General features: G+C 50.8%; 15 protein-coding genes. 8 read left to right on the forward strand and 7 right to left on the reverse strand.

All coding sequences use genetic code 11. From position 1 onward, the window contains the following. Nucleotides 1-133 precede the first annotated feature (133 nt). The gene (locus OCH80_RS01635; protein WP_404537369.1) at nucleotides 134-805 is read right to left on the reverse strand and encodes a hypothetical protein; all 672 of its coding nucleotides are present in this window, start codon (nucleotides 803-805) and stop codon (nucleotides 134-136) included. A gap of 745 nt (nucleotides 806-1,550) precedes the next feature. Here OCH80_RS01635 and OCH80_RS01640 point away from each other — a divergent pair. Further along, nucleotides 1,551-2,477 carry an L-lactate dehydrogenase gene (locus OCH80_RS01640; protein WP_404537371.1) on the forward strand — a complete coding sequence of 309 codons (927 nt, stop codon included), beginning with the start codon at nucleotides 1,551-1,553 and terminating at the stop codon, nucleotides 2,475-2,477. A 117-nt stretch (nucleotides 2,478-2,594) separates the two neighbouring features. Here OCH80_RS01640 and OCH80_RS01645 read toward each other — a convergent pair whose 3' ends face one another. Then, nucleotides 2,595-3,539, reverse strand: a complete 945-nt coding sequence (locus OCH80_RS01645) for an ROK family glucokinase (RefSeq protein WP_404537373.1) — start codon at nucleotides 3,537-3,539, stop codon at nucleotides 2,595-2,597. Nucleotides 3,540-3,739: 200 nt separating this feature from the next. After that, entirely contained in the window at nucleotides 3,740-4,870 is a 1,131-nt protein-coding gene (locus OCH80_RS01650) for a 5-methyltetrahydropteroyltriglutamate--homocysteine S-methyltransferase (RefSeq protein WP_404537375.1), read from the reverse strand. A 165-nt stretch (nucleotides 4,871-5,035) separates the two neighbouring features. On the opposite strand from OCH80_RS01650, the gene OCH80_RS01655 reads away from it, so the two are divergent. From OCH80_RS01655 to OCH80_RS01675, 5 genes are all read left to right on the forward strand, one after another. Then, nucleotides 5,036-5,947, forward strand: coding sequence for a LysR family transcriptional regulator (locus OCH80_RS01655; RefSeq protein WP_404537377.1), 912 nt, complete (start codon nucleotides 5,036-5,038; stop codon nucleotides 5,945-5,947). Nucleotides 5,948-6,226: 279 nt separating this feature from the next. Next, complete coding sequence (locus OCH80_RS01660; RefSeq protein WP_404537379.1) at nucleotides 6,227-6,931, forward strand: hypothetical protein; 705 nt, start codon at nucleotides 6,227-6,229, stop codon at nucleotides 6,929-6,931. A gap of 124 nt (nucleotides 6,932-7,055) precedes the next feature. Further along, a complete protein-coding gene (locus OCH80_RS01665; protein ID WP_404537381.1) occupies nucleotides 7,056-8,072 on the forward strand; it encodes an Mbeg1-like protein in 1,017 nt (338 codons plus the stop codon). Nucleotides 8,073-8,503: 431 nt separating this feature from the next. After that, entirely contained in the window at nucleotides 8,504-8,983 is a 480-nt protein-coding gene (locus OCH80_RS01670) for an S-ribosylhomocysteine lyase (protein ID WP_302187695.1), read from the forward strand. Between the two features lie 27 nt (nucleotides 8,984-9,010). Further along, nucleotides 9,011-9,886, forward strand: a complete 876-nt coding sequence (locus tag OCH80_RS01675) for a MetQ/NlpA family ABC transporter substrate-binding protein (RefSeq protein ID WP_404537383.1) — start codon at nucleotides 9,011-9,013, stop codon at nucleotides 9,884-9,886. An 83-nt stretch (nucleotides 9,887-9,969) separates the two neighbouring features. Here OCH80_RS01675 and OCH80_RS01680 read toward each other — a convergent pair whose 3' ends face one another. Further along, nucleotides 9,970-10,401, reverse strand: coding sequence for a peptide deformylase (locus OCH80_RS01680; RefSeq protein WP_404537385.1), 432 nt, complete (start codon nucleotides 10,399-10,401; stop codon nucleotides 9,970-9,972). Nucleotides 10,402-10,886: 485 nt separating this feature from the next. Between OCH80_RS01680 and OCH80_RS01685 the strand changes: the two genes are divergently transcribed. Together OCH80_RS01685 and OCH80_RS01690 are read left to right on the forward strand one after the other, a co-directional pair. Continuing rightward, on the forward strand, nucleotides 10,887-11,891 hold the full coding sequence (locus OCH80_RS01685; RefSeq protein ID WP_154549187.1) for a D-2-hydroxyacid dehydrogenase: 1,005 nt from the start codon (nucleotides 10,887-10,889) through the stop codon (nucleotides 11,889-11,891). Between the two features lie 249 nt (nucleotides 11,892-12,140). Then, nucleotides 12,141-12,494 carry an arsenate reductase family protein gene (locus OCH80_RS01690; RefSeq protein WP_404537387.1) on the forward strand — a complete coding sequence of 118 codons (354 nt, stop codon included), beginning with the start codon at nucleotides 12,141-12,143 and terminating at the stop codon, nucleotides 12,492-12,494. Nucleotides 12,495-12,964: 470 nt separating this feature from the next. Here OCH80_RS01690 and OCH80_RS01695 read toward each other — a convergent pair whose 3' ends face one another. From OCH80_RS01695 to OCH80_RS01705, 3 genes are all read right to left on the reverse strand, one after another. Further along, entirely contained in the window at nucleotides 12,965-13,822 is an 858-nt protein-coding gene (locus OCH80_RS01695; protein ID WP_404537389.1) for an aldo/keto reductase, read from the reverse strand. A 171-nt stretch (nucleotides 13,823-13,993) separates the two neighbouring features. Beyond that, complete coding sequence (locus tag OCH80_RS01700; RefSeq protein WP_154549185.1) at nucleotides 13,994-14,920, reverse strand: L-lactate dehydrogenase; 927 nt, start codon at nucleotides 14,918-14,920, stop codon at nucleotides 13,994-13,996. Nucleotides 14,921-15,057: 137 nt separating this feature from the next. Then, the coding region (locus OCH80_RS01705) for a hypothetical protein (protein WP_404537391.1) at nucleotides 15,058-15,441 on the reverse strand (384 nt) is incomplete at its 5' end.

A 15,441-nucleotide genomic window follows, 5' to 3' on the forward strand; every position in this document is an offset into this window, starting at 1 on the left:
TGAGCATTATTTTAATAGGCTCTGTCTATCAACCAGCGCCAAAGCGCGCCACTATGCCTTTTTCACCACTTGCTGCAGCCAAATTTCATTTGTGAAAAATTTTAACGAACTTAAATTTGTAAAAAAACTGCCCCTAGAACTTCTTCAGCCCCTCATCAACGAGGATCGTCCTGGCCACCAGGGTTGTCATGGCCTTGATCCCGTCTTCAGTCGGGTGGATGCCGTCAGCGAACCACTCATCATGGTCCATGGACGCGTTCTTCCAGTCAATCATGTGGACGTTCTTGTACTTCTTGGCAGCTTCCGCGATCAGCTCGTTGTTGCTTTCCTCCCAGTCACGGTCGACATTGTTGTTGATCCAGTAGATTTCCCGGCCCTTGAGCTCCTTGACGGTTTGGGTGATGGTCGACTTTTCCAGGTAGCCGTTGGTTCCCAGGCCAATCAAGACCAGCTTCTTGCTGGCTGGCAGCCCCGCAGCCAAGCCAGGCAAGGCCGAGGCCTGGCGGGATTCCTGCGCGTCGATCGAAATCTTTGGAAATAGCTGCTGATAGGCTGGCGCGCAGCCCTTCATCACTGAGTCTCCAAAAGCGGCCACGTCCAGCTTGTCCAGCTGCTTCTGGTCACTGGTGCTGATCTTTCCCTTATAGATGTAGATCCGTGCCTTCTGGGCCGCTAATTTCCGCTTCTTGGCCGCTTTTTGGGCCGCCGTCTCCCTTGGCCTTTGCTGGCTGCTGACGTTTTTTTGCTGGCAGCCGGTCAGCAGCAGTGCTGCCAGCAGGACGGTTCCTTGCCAAAATCTTTTCATTTTTTCTTTCCTCCGAAATGCCGTTTCCTCTAATTTTACCATGCTGGCCAACTGATTTACTATTTTTTGACCAAGCCAGCAGCTGATCGCAACCTTTAATTAATTGGTCCGTTCCACTTTAAAAACTTTTACCCACTAGATGAAAAAAGCGTTTGCAACTCGACTCGCTTTTAAATTTTCAAAAAAGTCATGAATTATTTTGATTTTCTAGATAAACCGGCGTACTATGATACTCGAAAGTTATGCGACTAAATTATTTTTCTCATTTTTTCTCCTTCAGTCGCCATAATTTTCCGTATCTTTGTCCATGAGGCAGACCCATCAATCATCTCCTGATCACGGGCCGGACTTATGAGCAAGACTCTTAACTACCAGAACCCAGGCGGCCGCTTGCCCCTTTTGCTTTTCGATTATGTTACTTGTTTATTTCGGCAAGCAGCACGTCTGGTGAATGGCCTAGCATATAGAATATGTATTTCAACATTTTTTCGGTTCCTGTCTGAAAAATGACAGAATTTATTTTTTCCTTACTCATCACATTTGCGGTTGGCGCGAACCTTCCTATCACTCGTGCCATAAACCCGCTTAAGTCGCTTTAAGCGAACTTAGTTTTATCACATCACATTAAACGCAGCTCTCCTGGCTGCGTTTTTTTGTGGTCCTGGGCGCAATTAAGCTTACACTACGTTATAATTTGAGTAAGCAATTTCACCAATGCACCATGCCTAACGAAGGGAGAAAAAATATGAGTAAAAAAGTCTTGCTAGTTGGCGATGGAGCCGTTGGCTCCAACTTTGCCAACGACCTGTTGCAAACTACTCAAGTCGACGAACTGGTCATCTGTGATATCGCCAAGGACCGGGCAGTCGGCGACAGTCTGGATCTGGAGGACGTGACCTGCTTTACGGGCCACACCAATATCTACGCTGGCGAGTACAGCGATGCCGCGGACGCGGACGTGGTCGTGATCACTGCCGGCGTGCCCCGCAAGCCGGGTGAAAGCCGGCTGGATCTGGTACAAAAGAACGTCGGGATCTTGAAGAGCATCGTAGATCCAATCGTCAAGTCCGGCTTCAGCGGCGTCTTTGTCGTTTCCGCCAACCCGGTTGACATTTTGACGACCCTGACCCAAAGGCTGTCCGGCTTCCCGAAGAACCGCGTTTTGGGGACTGGGACCTCCCTGGACTCCGCCCGTCTGCGGGTCGAAATCTCCAACCGCCTGAACCTGCCCGTTGAAAAAATCAACGCCTGGGTCCTGGGCGAGCACGGGGATACCAGCTTTGAAAACTTCTCTGGCGCCAACGCCGACGGCAAGCGGCTCTTGGACTACCCGCAAATCACTCCGGAAACCTTGGACGAGATTGAAGGAATCGTCCGCCAAAAGGGCGGCGAAATCATCGCCAAGAAGGGGGCAACTTACTACGGCGTAGCAATGATGCTGGCCAAGATCGTCGCTGCCATCCTGGAAAACCAAGACCTGGTTTTGCCGCTGTCCGCGCCAATCAACGGGGAATATGGGATTGCTGAAGAGCTTTACCTGGGCACCCTCTGCATCGTCAACGGCTCAGGGATCAGTCATGTGCTGGAACTAGAATTGTCGGACGACGAAAAGCAGAAAATGCTTGCTTCTGCTGCCAAGATGAGTGAAACCTTGGCGCAGGTTCAACTGTAAATCGGGAACCAGCTCTCTGCTGTGATTTAAGATACATAAAAAGGCTTCCAGAAGTTTTACACTTCTAGAAGCCTTTTTTATTCGTTAGAGTTTTTCCAAAACCCCTTTTTTGTCAGCTTAGTCCTTGATAACCATCTTGACCGCGCCGTACATGCCGGCATCGTTGCCCAGTTCCGCCAAGGCGAATTCCGTGCCTTCTGAAGCGTGGAAAGCGTACTTGACGAAGTACTTCTTCACGGCATCAGTCAAGATCTCGCCGGCCTTGGACACGCCGCCGCCGATAACGTAGACTTCTGGGTCAACCACGCAGGAGATGGTTGCCAGGGCTAAGCCCAAAGTCCGGCCGACAAAGTCCACGATTTCCAAAGCCAGCTCATCGCCCTCCTTGGCCGCGTCAAAGACTGCCTTGGCGTCTGGATTTTCGATCTCACGCAATTTGGATGGCTTGTCGCTGTCGGCCAGGACTTCCTTGGCTCTGCGGGCAATCCCAGTTGCTGAAGCATATTGCTCCAAGTGGCCCTTCTTGCCGCAGCCGCAGGCTTGGTCTTCATCCAGGTTCATGGTCATGTGGCCGATTTCACCGGCAGCCCCGAAGTTGCCTGGCAAAATCTTCCCATTGAGGATGATCCCGCCGCCAACGCCAGTGCCCAGGGTCACCATGACGACGTTCTTGTGGCTTTCGCCGCCGCCCTTCCACATTTCGCCCAAAGCGGCCGCGTTGGCGTCGTTGGCTACCTTGACTTCATCGATGCCGGTCAGCTTCTTGACTTCGGCAGCCACGTTGAGCACGCCCCAGCCAAGGTTGACGCACTTGTTCACGATTTCATCCTGCAGGATTGGACCAGGAACGTCGATCCCGATCCCTTCAACTTCATCCTTGCTGATGCCGCGGCCTGACAGCTTGCCCGCCAGGGAAGCCGCGATGTCCGGCAGAATTTGTGACCCATTGTCCTCTTTTCTGGTTGGGATTTCCCATTTTTCAACTAATTGCCCGTTGGTTTCAAACAAGCCGATCTTTACGGTCGTACCGCCAATGTCTACACCGAATGCGTATTTCTTCAATCTAATTGCCTCGTTTCCTCTAAATCTATCAATAAAACTTAATCACAAGCTTTTCACAGTTCATATTATAGATTAGCAAAGCCTTTTCTGGAAACGTTTTTATAAATTTTGCTTTTTTCAAGCAAAAAACGCCCTTTTCTTGCGAAAAGGACGCTAATTACTTTTATTCAAATTATCTTTGAGTCTTTTCTTACCAAAAATTAACCCCAGACTTCCTTGGCCGTGTCGATGACCAGCTTGATCTTGGCCCATTGCTGGTCTTCAGTCAGGTGATTCCCTTCTTCAGTTGAGGCAAAGCCGCATTGAGTGCTCAAGGCAGACGCAGCCGTCGGGTGAAATTCGCCGGCTTCCTTGATTCTTTCCTTCAAGCGCTCTGGGTCTTCCAAGTCCGGCTTCTTGCTGGTAACCAGGCCCAAAACGACTTCCTTGTCGGCTGGGACTTCCTTAAGCGGTTCAAAGCCGCCTGAACGGTCGTCGTCAAATTCCAGATAGAAGGCGTCGATGCCCTTTTCCTTGAAGACGTATGGCGCGGCTGGAGCGTAGCCGCCTTGGGCTGCCCAGTGAGAGTCGTAGTTCCCGCGGCAGATGTGCGTTGAGACGCGGAGGTCAGCCGGCAGGCCGACCAAGGCGTTTTCGTTGATCTCCTTGTAGAGCTGGAGGATTTCTTCCCGCTTCAGGCGGCCGCCTTCTGAGAAGGCCGGCCAGAATTCGTCGTCGCACAAGACGCCCCAGGTACAGTCGTCCAGCTTGACGTCGCGGGCACCGTGGTCATACAGGTCTTGAATGAGGTCGTGGTAAACCTTGGAGACATCCTTGGCCAATTCCGCGTGGTCCGGGTAAACGGCGTCAGTCGCGGCAATCAGTTCTTCATTGCGGCAGATCAATTCGCAGTACAGCTGGGCTGGCGCTGGAATGCTTTGCCGGACAGCGACGCCGCCGACTTCGTCAGCCACTTCCTTCAAGAACTTAAAGGCTTCAACGTCTGGGTGGCCTGGCTCGTAGGTCAGCTTGCCAACGACCTTGGCCGCGTCCCGGCGGGTTTCTTCCCCATGGAAAAAGTAGCCGTGCTCAGCTTGGACATGGTCCACGCCGCCAAAGCCCCAGAAAGTGTCCAGGTGCCAGTATGAGCGGCGGAATTCCCCATCAGTGACCACCTTGAGGCCAGCGGCCTTTTCCTTTGGCACCAGCTTGCGGATTTCTTCATCTTCTACCCGCTTCAATTCAGCCTGGTCAATTTCACCAGCCGCGAACTTGGCGCGGGCCTCCTTCAATTCTGCTGGACGCAAGAAGCTGCCAACGATGTCGTAGCGCAATAAGTTCTTTTCTGACATAATCAATTCCTCCTGAGATGCTCTCAATGCTGATTTCGCTTTGCTGTAAAAAGCTTTAATTTTTTCTTAATGACTTGTTGCTTGCAAGTATATGCCAGATTCAGCTATATTTGAAATAGCTATTTATAGCGGCACTCGATAGATTTTAGCTATGGGAGGACGAAAATGCGATTTCAGCAATTACGTTATTTGGAAAAAGTCGTCGAAAGCGGCAGCATGACCCAGGCCGCCAAGGAGCTCTTTATTGCCCAGCCGACCCTCTCCAATGCCATCAAGCAGCTGGAAAAGGACGTGGGCATCACCATCCTGGCCCGCTCCAGCAAGGGCGTGGTTTTGACTGACGACGGGCAGGAATTCATGCAGTACGCCCGGCAGATCCTGGACCAGGTTGACCTGCTGGACCGGCGCTACCATGAGGATGCTTCCGCCCCAAAGATCTTCAGCGTCTCGGCCCAGCACTATGCCTTTGCCGTTGACGCTTTCGTCCACCTGCTCCGGGAGATCGGCAAGGACGACTACCAGGCCACCTTCAAGGAGACCAAGACCTACGATGCCATCGATGACGTGGCCAACCTCCGCAGCGAGGTTGGCATTGTCTATCTGAGCGAGTACAACCACCAGGTCCTGCAAGGGGTCTTCAGTGAAAAAGACCTGCTCTTTTTCCCGCTCTACAAGACCAGCCCTTACGTCTTCCTCTGCAAGAGCCACCCTTTGGCCAAAAAGAAGCTCATCCGCTTAAAAGACCTCCTTCCCTACCCCAAGCTGGCCTATGACCAGGGCAAGCACAACTCTTTCTACTACTGGGAGGAGACCCTGGCCGACCGCAAGTCGCCAAAGTCAATCATGGTCAGCGACCGCGCCACCCTGTTCAACCTCCTGATTGGCCTGAACGGCTACACGATCAGTTCCGGGATCATCAACGCCGACTTAAACGGGGACCAGATCATCGCCCGTCCCCTGGCCTATGATGAATACATCCAGATCGGCTATATCATCAACCGCCACCACCACCTGTCGCCGACTGCCGAAAAATACATCGAGCTTCTGAAAGAGAGCATTTCCAAGCACCACAACTAGCAATCGCGGACTGAAAACTAACTTTTAGCATTAAAAGTCCAACTATTCTTTAGAAACGAAGCCAGGCCTCCGGACAGGCTTAAAAATATGTGAATTTTATCCTGCCACCCTGGCCCCGAAGCCGGGCAAACATTGCCAAATATCGGATTTGTAGTAAAATTAAATGATAAACATGACATCTACTCTTGCAAAGTAAGGGAGAAAAGTTTTAACATATTACTCATAAAAGCATCTTTTCATGTGCGGAAAAGGTGACAACAACTGGAGGTTTAGACAACTATGGGTTTGATACTTTTACTGATCATCATTGTCGCGGGGATCATCATTTTCATCAATTCCCGCAATGAAAAGAAGAAGCAACGGGCTTTGTGGAAGGAACGCCAGCACGAAGGCTACATTCCGCCAATGCCTGTCATTAAGTTGGACTCCGTTGACGGAAACAACCACTTGGTAGTCAAGAACGACAGCAGCGTCTTCTTTACCCCTTACGAAAAGGGCAAGGCTGCTTGGCCAGGCGGCGTTGAGAACTTCAGCGTCTACTATGACCACGACAACAACCACCTGCTCGTATTGTCACTGGTGCAAGAAAACGCCGCTAACATTGACTTCGGCGAAGTTGACCCGGACAAGGCCAAGAAATTCCTGGACATTTACCAGCGCATGGGCGGCCATATTGCTGATCACTACGAATTGCTGACTTTGAACAAGGTTGACAGCAGCGACTTGAACTTGGATGTTAAGACTAACCCGGCACAAGTCTATGTCTACACTGAAACCTCAGTCAATGACGGCAAGAAGCGCATCTACTTCTCACCAGACCCAACTTCAACGCCTTACAAGCTGCTCGGCTTGGCCTTGAGCGATGCCGCCAACGGCGAAAAGAGCGTTGACATGAGCTTGGAAGATTCCAAGGGCATCAAGGGGTCAGTCTACACCATTTTGTCAGAAGCCAGCGTCAAGGACCTGCAAGACAACTTTGCCTAGTCTGCACGAAGATGATCTGCCAAACGGTCTCCATTCTTGGAGACCGTTTTTTTATTTCCCAGGCAATTTTTGCCCCTAAAAGCAGCAAAAATGCTATTCTTGAGGCAAAAAGGAGGCAAACGCGATGGAAACCGGAAGCAATCTGACCACTTATCTTGAATGGCGGCAAACTCATGACCTGCCACGCCTCGCGGTCACCGTGCCTGACGGCATGGTCTTTTCTGAGCTTTGCTACCTGGACTTTTCCCCAAGCGGCAAAATCGCTGGCCGGACTTTGGGCAGCATCTGCCAGGAACTCCTTGCCCAGGATCAGATCAAGACGATGGGCTTAGGCGATCCGGCCGCCTTTTATCCATTCATCAAGGCTTTGGCCACAAACCGCCGCTTTGCCCCGCTGATCATCCTCCGGGCCATTTCCGTGGTCAACGCTGCCGCGCAAACCCAGTTTGCCGGCATGACCTTCCTGCTGCCGGGCGGAGACCGCTATATTGCCTTCCGCGGCACCGACACCAGCTTGGTTGGCTGGAAGGAGAACTTCATCACGGCCTTCGACCGGACCAGCGGACAAGAAGCCGCGCTGGCCTATGTCCGCGCGGAGATCCGCGACTGTACCGGCATGGTCTACGTTGGCGGCCACTCCAAGGGCGGCAACCTGGCCCTCTACGCTTGTGAGCTTCTGCCCGAAAATGAGCGCGAGCGCGTCCTGCGCCTGGATGATTTTGATGGTCCGGGCCTTTGCCCCGACCTCTTCCCGGAACTGACCTTTCCCAAAGCCAAAGTGCGCCGCTTCATCCCCGAATACGACATTGTCGGCCAGATCTTTGAGCCCCGGCAATATCCAGCCACCATCGTCAAGAGCACGGCCAAGGGCATCTGGCAGCACGACCTGCTGTCTTGGCAGATCAAGGATGGACAAGTCGTTGAAGCCGCGGACACGGCCCCAGACTCCAAGTCCTTCCACCGCTGGCTGGACCGGAGTCTCAGCAGCATCTCCCTGGCCAGCCGGGCCAAGATCATCGATGGCATCTTCGACTCCTTCCAAAAGCAGGGCTACGAGACCCTGCAAGACCTGGCCCCGCACCCGCGGACGGCCTTCAAGAAAGCACTTAGGCATAAGGACCAGCGCAAGCAGCCAAAATAGTTTTTTTAACTTTTTGGGCGATTTCTCTTTACAGGCTCACTCAATTATTATATTATGATTAAAAAATGAAAGAACGAGAGACGAAGATAAGATAAGTAACCGGTCAGACTCTTCCCCAGAGAGGCGCGTTAGGTGGGAGGCGCTGAAGAGGCCCCGGTGAAAATGGTCTTTGAGTCTGCCAAGAGGCGAGCCACCGGCAAGCTTCTTGCGCTTGATGCCCGATAGCGCATCCGAGTATAATCCGCTTTTCAGCGGCCGTACTTAGCAAGGCTGCTTGCGCGAGCAAGTGGTGAACAAAGGGTGGTAGCACGCTGACGGCGTCCCTGGATGAACATTCATCCAGGGACTTTTTTATTGCCGGAATCCCCGTTCAATCATTGGCCATTCAGCAAAAACATTTTTTACAAGATAAAAACAAAGGAGCGATTATCATGGCTAAAGTTGAAAGTTTTGAATTGGATCATACTAAGGTTAAGGCCCCATACGTCAGACTGATTACGGTTGAAGAAGGCCCGAAGGGAGACAAGATCTCCAACTTCGACCTGCGCCTGGTGCAGCCGAACGAAAACGCGATTCCAACCGGCGGCCTTCATACCATTGAACACCTCTTGGCCAGCCTCTTGCGCGACCGTTTGGACGGGGTCATCGACTGTTCCCCGTTTGGCTGCCGGACGGGCTTTCACCTGATCACTTGGGGCGAGCACTCAAGCACTGAAGTTGCCCGGGCCCTGCGCGATTCCCTCAAGGAAATCCGCGACGAGATCAAGTGGGAAGACGTGCCCGGCACTACCATCAAGACTTGCGGCAACTACCGCGACCACTCCCTCTTCACCGCCAAAGAATGGTGCAACGACATCCTGAAGCAAGGCATCAGCGACGACCCATTCGCGCGCCACGTGGTCGAAGATTAGCCAAGTATTAGAAAGGCAGGCAGCTCCATGAGAAAGAAACAGAGAAACCGCTTGATCGCGGCCATCGCCGTAGTCGCTTTGGTCATCATTGCTTTTATCAGCTTCCGCCCTGGCAGCAAGCCAAGCGGCAAGTCCAGCACCACCATCACCATTGGCTCGATCGGCCCAGACGTCAACGTTTGGCGGCACATCGCCAAGACCAAGGAGGCCAAGCAGCTGGGCTTAAAAATCAATGTCAAGTCCTTCACGGACGGCCCTAGCCTCCTCCGGGCCACTTCGGACGGCAGCATTGACGTTTCCGCTTTTGCCTCATGGGCCTACCTGCAGGCCTACAACAAGTCCAAGGACAATGCCGGCACCCAGGTGGCTTTAGGCACGACCTACCTTGAGCCAATGGGGATCTACTCTTCCAAGTACAAGAGCGTTAAGGACCTGCCTAAGGGCGCGACGATCGCCCTGGCCAACAACGCTGCCAATGAAGCCCGCGGCCTCCTGCTTTTGCAAAGCGCGGGACTGATCAAGCTGAAGAAGGACTTTAACGACGCCAATGGCAACGTGAACGACATCGCCGCCAATCCAAAGCAGTTCAAGTTCAAGCTGATCGACGACACGACTGGCCCACGCGTCATCAAGTCCGTTGACGCCGTGCTGATCGGGAACACCATTGCCCTGACCGGCCACCTGAACGTTTTGACCGATTCCATCTATCATGAAAAGATCGACCAGAGCACCAAGAACAACATCAACGTTTTGGCTACCGCCAAGAAGAACCAAAACAAGCAGGAATACAAGAAACTGGTTAAGCTCTACCACAACAAGAACATCCAAAAATGGATCAGCAAGAAGTACTCCGGCACCAAGGTCGAAGTCCAAAAGCCGATCTCTTACTTGTCAGGCAAATAGTGCACTGCCCCTCCAGATAATTTTTCAAAAAAGCCAGACCCGCTTCCCTCGCGTGGTCTGGCTTTTTATCGGCAATTTGCCAATTAAATTAAGATTCCCTGGCAGTGATCGACTTCATGCTGAATGGTTTCCGCGATAAAGCCGGTAAAGTTCTGCGTATGCGCCTGCAGCCGCATATCCTGATAGGATACGGTGATTTCTTCAAAGCGGCGGACCGGCCGCTCCCCGCTCAAAGACAGGCAGCCCTCCGTTGCCAAATAAGGCCGGCTTTGCTTAATGATTTTCGGATTGATCATGACCATTGGCAAAAAGCCCGCGTAGACGGCGATAATTGCCTTGCTTTGGCCAATCATGTTGGCCGCCAGACCCGCAGCTGCCGGCAGACCATCCCGCTCTACATGGTGGTAGACCAAAGTATCCAGCAAGTCTTGTGCCGCCGGCAAGTCCGCCTTGCCTGCCGGAGCAGACGGGCGGGCCAAAGTCATGGGGTCATGAATAATTTGTTGTGCTGTCATCGCTTTTCCTCGATTTCATTTTTTGTAATTTAGTCTAGCAGTTTATCGGACTTCTGGGTAAAAAAAGCTTTTTTTATTAACAATCATGATTAAAATTTGCAATTGCCGGTCACGGGTGTATACCAGCTTCACTAGCTTACAATACAGAAGAAATGATCGATTTTTTGCAAGAACAAGTCAAGGACGGGACCATCTCCGGCGAACATCGCTTAACGGCAAAGGAAAATTTCCTGAACTGTTAAAATTATCTTATGAATGCCTCGCTTTCTGAAAATCTCGTCTCTTTTCAAAGGTGCCTGTATTCGAAAAAGGATTTTTACCTTTGTGAAAGATAATTCTTTCACTTCAAAAAAACATCTTGTCTCCCTTGCTGTTTAGCGCTTTCAATCAAATTATCTTGTTCACGCGGTCGGTTTTTAGTGTTGTCCTTCACATTTTTGTGTTATTATTATCAATGACAAAGCAAGAATAATGGAGGGAAAATAATGACTAAGATTTTTGCTTATGCAATTCGTGAAGATGAAAAGCCATTCTTGAAGGAATGGGAAGACGCTCACAAGGACGTTGAAGTTGAATACACTGACAAGCTGTTGACCCCTGAAACTGCAGCTTTGGCTAAGGGTGCTGACGGTGTTGTTGTTTACCAACAACTCGACTACACTGCTGAAACTTTGCAAGCTTTGGCAGACAACGGCATCACTAAGATGAGCCTTCGTAACGTTGGTGTTGACAACATCGACATGGCTAAGGCTAAGGAACTTGGCTTCCAAATCACTAACGTTCCTGTTTACTCACCAGACGCCATCGCAGAACACGCTGCTATCCAAGCTGCCCGCATTCTTCGTCAAGACAAGCGCATGGACGAAAAGGTTGCTCGTCACGACTTGCGTTGGGCACCAACCATCGGCCGTGAAGTTCGCGACCAAGTTGTTGGTGTTGTAGGTACTGGCCACATCGGTCAAGTCTTCATGAAGATCATGGAAGGCTTTGGCGCTAAGGTTATCGCTTACGACATCTTCAAGAACCCAGAACTGGAAAAGAAGGGCTACTACGTAGACTCACTTGACGACTTGTACAAGCAAGCTGACGTCATTTCTCTGCACGTTCCTGACGTTCCAGCTAACGTTCACATGATCAACGACAAGTCAATCGCTGAAATGAAGCAAGACGTCGTTATCGTTAACGTATCACGTGGTCCACTGGTAGACACTGACGCTATCATCCGTGGTTTGGACTCAGGCAAGGTCTTCGGTTACGTAATGGACGTTTACGAAGGCGAAGTTGGCGTCTTCAACGAAGACTGGGAAGGCAAGGAATTCCCAGACGCACGTTTGGCTGACCTGATCGCTCGTCCAAACGTTCTGGTAACTCCACACACCGCCTTCTACACTACTCACGCTGTTCGCAACATGGTAGTTAAGGCCTTCGACAACAACCTTGAATTGGTTGAAGGCAAGGAAGCTGAAACTCCTGTAAAGGTTGAAGGCTAAGCCTGAATCACTTTTAAGGAATCCCTTTTAGAACTTACAGATTTTCTTACAACGAATCTACTTAAAAATTACTTACATTACTTTACAAACTTACACTTTTACACTTTTAAACTTATCCATTAAAAGCTAAAACTGAAATTCCAGAAAGTCAGCTGGCGCTATGCCAGCTGGCTTTTTGCATGCGGCAGAAAGAATATGCTAAGATAGACCCAGGCAGATTAGCAAGATGCAAGATAGAGGAAAGCGAGCATGAACATTCAGATTTTTGGCAGCAAGAAAAACGCGGACACCAGAAAGGCCCAACGCTTCTTCAAAGAACGCGGGATCAAATTTCAATTTATCGACGCCAAGCAAAAAGGTCTCTCCAAAGGCGAGCTGGCCAGCGTCGTCAACGCCGTTGGCGGCCTGGACCGGCTGATTGACGACCAAGCCCGGGACCAAAAGACTTTGATCCTGCTCAAGTACCTGGTTGAAGAGCAAAAATTTGCTAAAGTCCTGGACCAGCAGCAAGTCCTCAAGCAGCCGATCGTCAGAAACGGCAAAAAGGCCGTCGCCGGCTATGCCCCTGACGTCTGGCAGGCCTGGATTGCTGAAGAACAATAATATTTCCCAGGAAATATGTAGCCAAAGCGGCAAATAAAGCGTAAGATAGTAGCAATAATCATTAACTGTACACAAAGAAAGACGCTCCTGAATAATCAGGGAACGCCTTTCTTTTTGGATTTATGGATTTTGTATAGTAAATGGATTAGTAATAGTTTAGGATTTTAGGATATAAATTTTAGATATTAGGATTTAGATTCTTGGACCAGCGGTCCGGGTATTCGCTCATCTCTCACTCCTTCCAAGCACTTGGGCAAGTTCTTGCCGCGGACGCCTGTTTATTTTCTGCTTATATAGTAGCATTGCTGGTGTGAAACACAATATCTAGTATTGTGGAACGAACTGGATTCATGGCCAGTTTTGTCTGGCTAAAGCCACTAGGCACGGGCTTTCATCGCCCCTGCTTTTGACAAAGCTTATTTTCCAAGCTTTTAAGCCTGGCCATTAGTCTGCCCGGATAGCTATTTTTTCTAGAAATTAGTCGTGTCTGGATCAGTTGCCAGGCCGCTGACTCCGTGGAGGCCGTCCAAGGTCTTCATTTCAGCCGCCGTCAGGGCAAAGTCAAAGACGTCAGCGTTGGCCTTGATGTATTCCGGGTGGACTGACTTTGGCAGCGGCAGGAAGCCGTGCTGCAGCGACCAGCGAATCAGGACCTGGGCTGGAGACTTCGCGTGAGCCGCGGCCACCTGCTTGACCGTCTCATTGCCCAGCATGCCGCCAGTCCCCAGCGGACTGTAGGCCTCACTCAAGATGCCCAGCCGGTCGTTCATGGCCACGACCTCGGCTTGCAGGTCGCTCGGGTTCAAATAGATCTGGTTGACGGCTGGCTTGATTTCTGCCGTCTTCAGCAGTTCATCCAGATGCTTTTGGCGGAAGTTGGATACGCCGATTGCCCGGATCTTGCCGGCCTTGACCGCTTCTTCCATGGCCCGCCAGCTTTCAGCGTTGGCTTGGGCCCAGTTGGCGCGGAAGCCGACTGGATTTGGCCAGTGAATCAGGTAGAGGTCAACGTAGTCCAGACCCAGCCGGGTCAAACTGGCATCGATCGCCTTTTTAGCGGCCTCATAGCCATGATCATCGTTCCACAGCTTGGTCGTCACGAACAAGTCGTGGCGGTTGACGCCACTGGCCTTGATCCCCTCGCCGACGCTGTCTTCATTGCCATAGGCAGCAGCCGTGTCAATATGGCGGTAGCCGGCGTTGATCGCCGCTTCAACGGACGCCTTGGCAACTTCGCCATCTGGCGTCTGCCAGGTCCCAAAACCGACAACAGGAATCTTAACCCCGTTGTTCAACACATAGGTATCAGTCAAGCTCTTCGCGCTCATTTATTGCTCCTTTGCTCACTGGTTTTACTAACTTTTTGTAACTTACTTTAGTATAGCACTTTCTTTGCTCAGCTCCTATCAAACTGCTTTAAGAAGAAACAGTCAAAGATAAGGCTGCCCTCTCGGACAGCCTTATCTTTGATATTTGACATTTGGACTTATTTCCCGGCCTTAGCCAAGGTATTCAGGCCCCAGCTTGGCCAGGTTGGTCTTCAGCTTGTCGGCTGAAGCGTTCAAGCGCTTCTTTTCGTCTTCGTTCAAGTCCAGTTCGAAGACTTCTTCGATCCCGTCCTTGCCAACGACGGCCGGGTAGCCGATGTAGGTACCAACGGATTCAACGTAGCAGCTGGTTGGGCCGTAGTAGTGGGCATTGGAGAAGACGGCCCGAGCCAGACGAACCGCGCAAGTTGAAACGGCGTAGCAGGTGTAGCCCTTGCCAAAGCCAACCTTCATTGAGTTCTTGTTTGGCACGTCGCTCAAGACGTCACGCTCTTCCTTGCTGAAGAGGTCCATCGCGCTGCGGTTATTGATGCGGACGGTTGACCAGGCCGTGAATTGGCTTGACCCGTGTTCGCCCAAAACGTAGCCTTCAACGTTATGCGGGTCTTGGCCGAACTTTTCGCCGATCACTCTTTGCATTCTGGCCGTGTCCAAGAAGGTCCCGGTCCCGAAGACTTGGTTCCTTGGCAAGCCGGTGACCTTTTGCAAGATGGAAGTAACCACGTCACATGGGTTGGAGATGTTGATGATGACGCCGTTGAAGCCAGTTTCCTTGATCTTTTGGCCAACTTCCTTGGCATTGGCGGTGTTGATTGGGAATTCCGCGAAACGGTCGCCAGTCTTGATGGTGGCAGCGACGTCACCAAAGGCAGTGATTACGACGTCAGTATCCTTCAATTCGTTCCAGTCGCCCCACTTAACGTTGACGTAGTAGTCGTTTCTGGCCAAAGTGTCCCGCAAGTCGCCCCATTCGGCCTCACACTTCTTCTCGTTCTTGTCCAACAAGACCAGTTCGTCCGCAATCGCGTGCGTGAACAGGGTAAAAGCGACAGTCGCACCAACGTGACCTAAACCAATGACAGCTACTTTTCTACTCATATGTAAGCCTCCTAACGCGAACCGCGTTGATATCACACAAATGTTAAAAAATAATTATATCCTTCTGCCTGGATGAGCAAGCAAAAATTTCCTTTGCTTAAACAATAAGCCATCTTACCAGCATGTGCAAGAGATAATCATGATAATTTACTTAAATAACTTTTTAAGCTTAATTTAACAAAGTGAAGAAAAATAACAGCGCCTATAAAAAACGCCAGCAGATAAAGAAAAAAGCGCGCAAAAAAAGCAAAGAGGAGCTGATCCTTATCACCATCTCTTCTTTGCTTTATTACGTTGAGGGCGAGAAAACTTGGCATTTCAATGCCGAGTTGAATCGCCCTCTTTTTTTGCTTTAACACGTGAACATTAGTTCGGTATGCGATATAATATAAATAGCTAAAGAACTGAAATCGCTGGAAGAAGGTGCAACTCATATAGTTAAATACGAATTCAGGAATGATGAGCCCATCCATGGACGAGGCTACGCATACAACCTCAATTACCACATCGTCTGGTGTACC

This window comes from Lactobacillus sp. 23-2 (assembly GCF_044902225.1).
In the GTDB taxonomy this organism is placed as follows: domain Bacteria; phylum Bacillota; class Bacilli; order Lactobacillales; family Lactobacillaceae; genus Lactobacillus; species Lactobacillus absianus.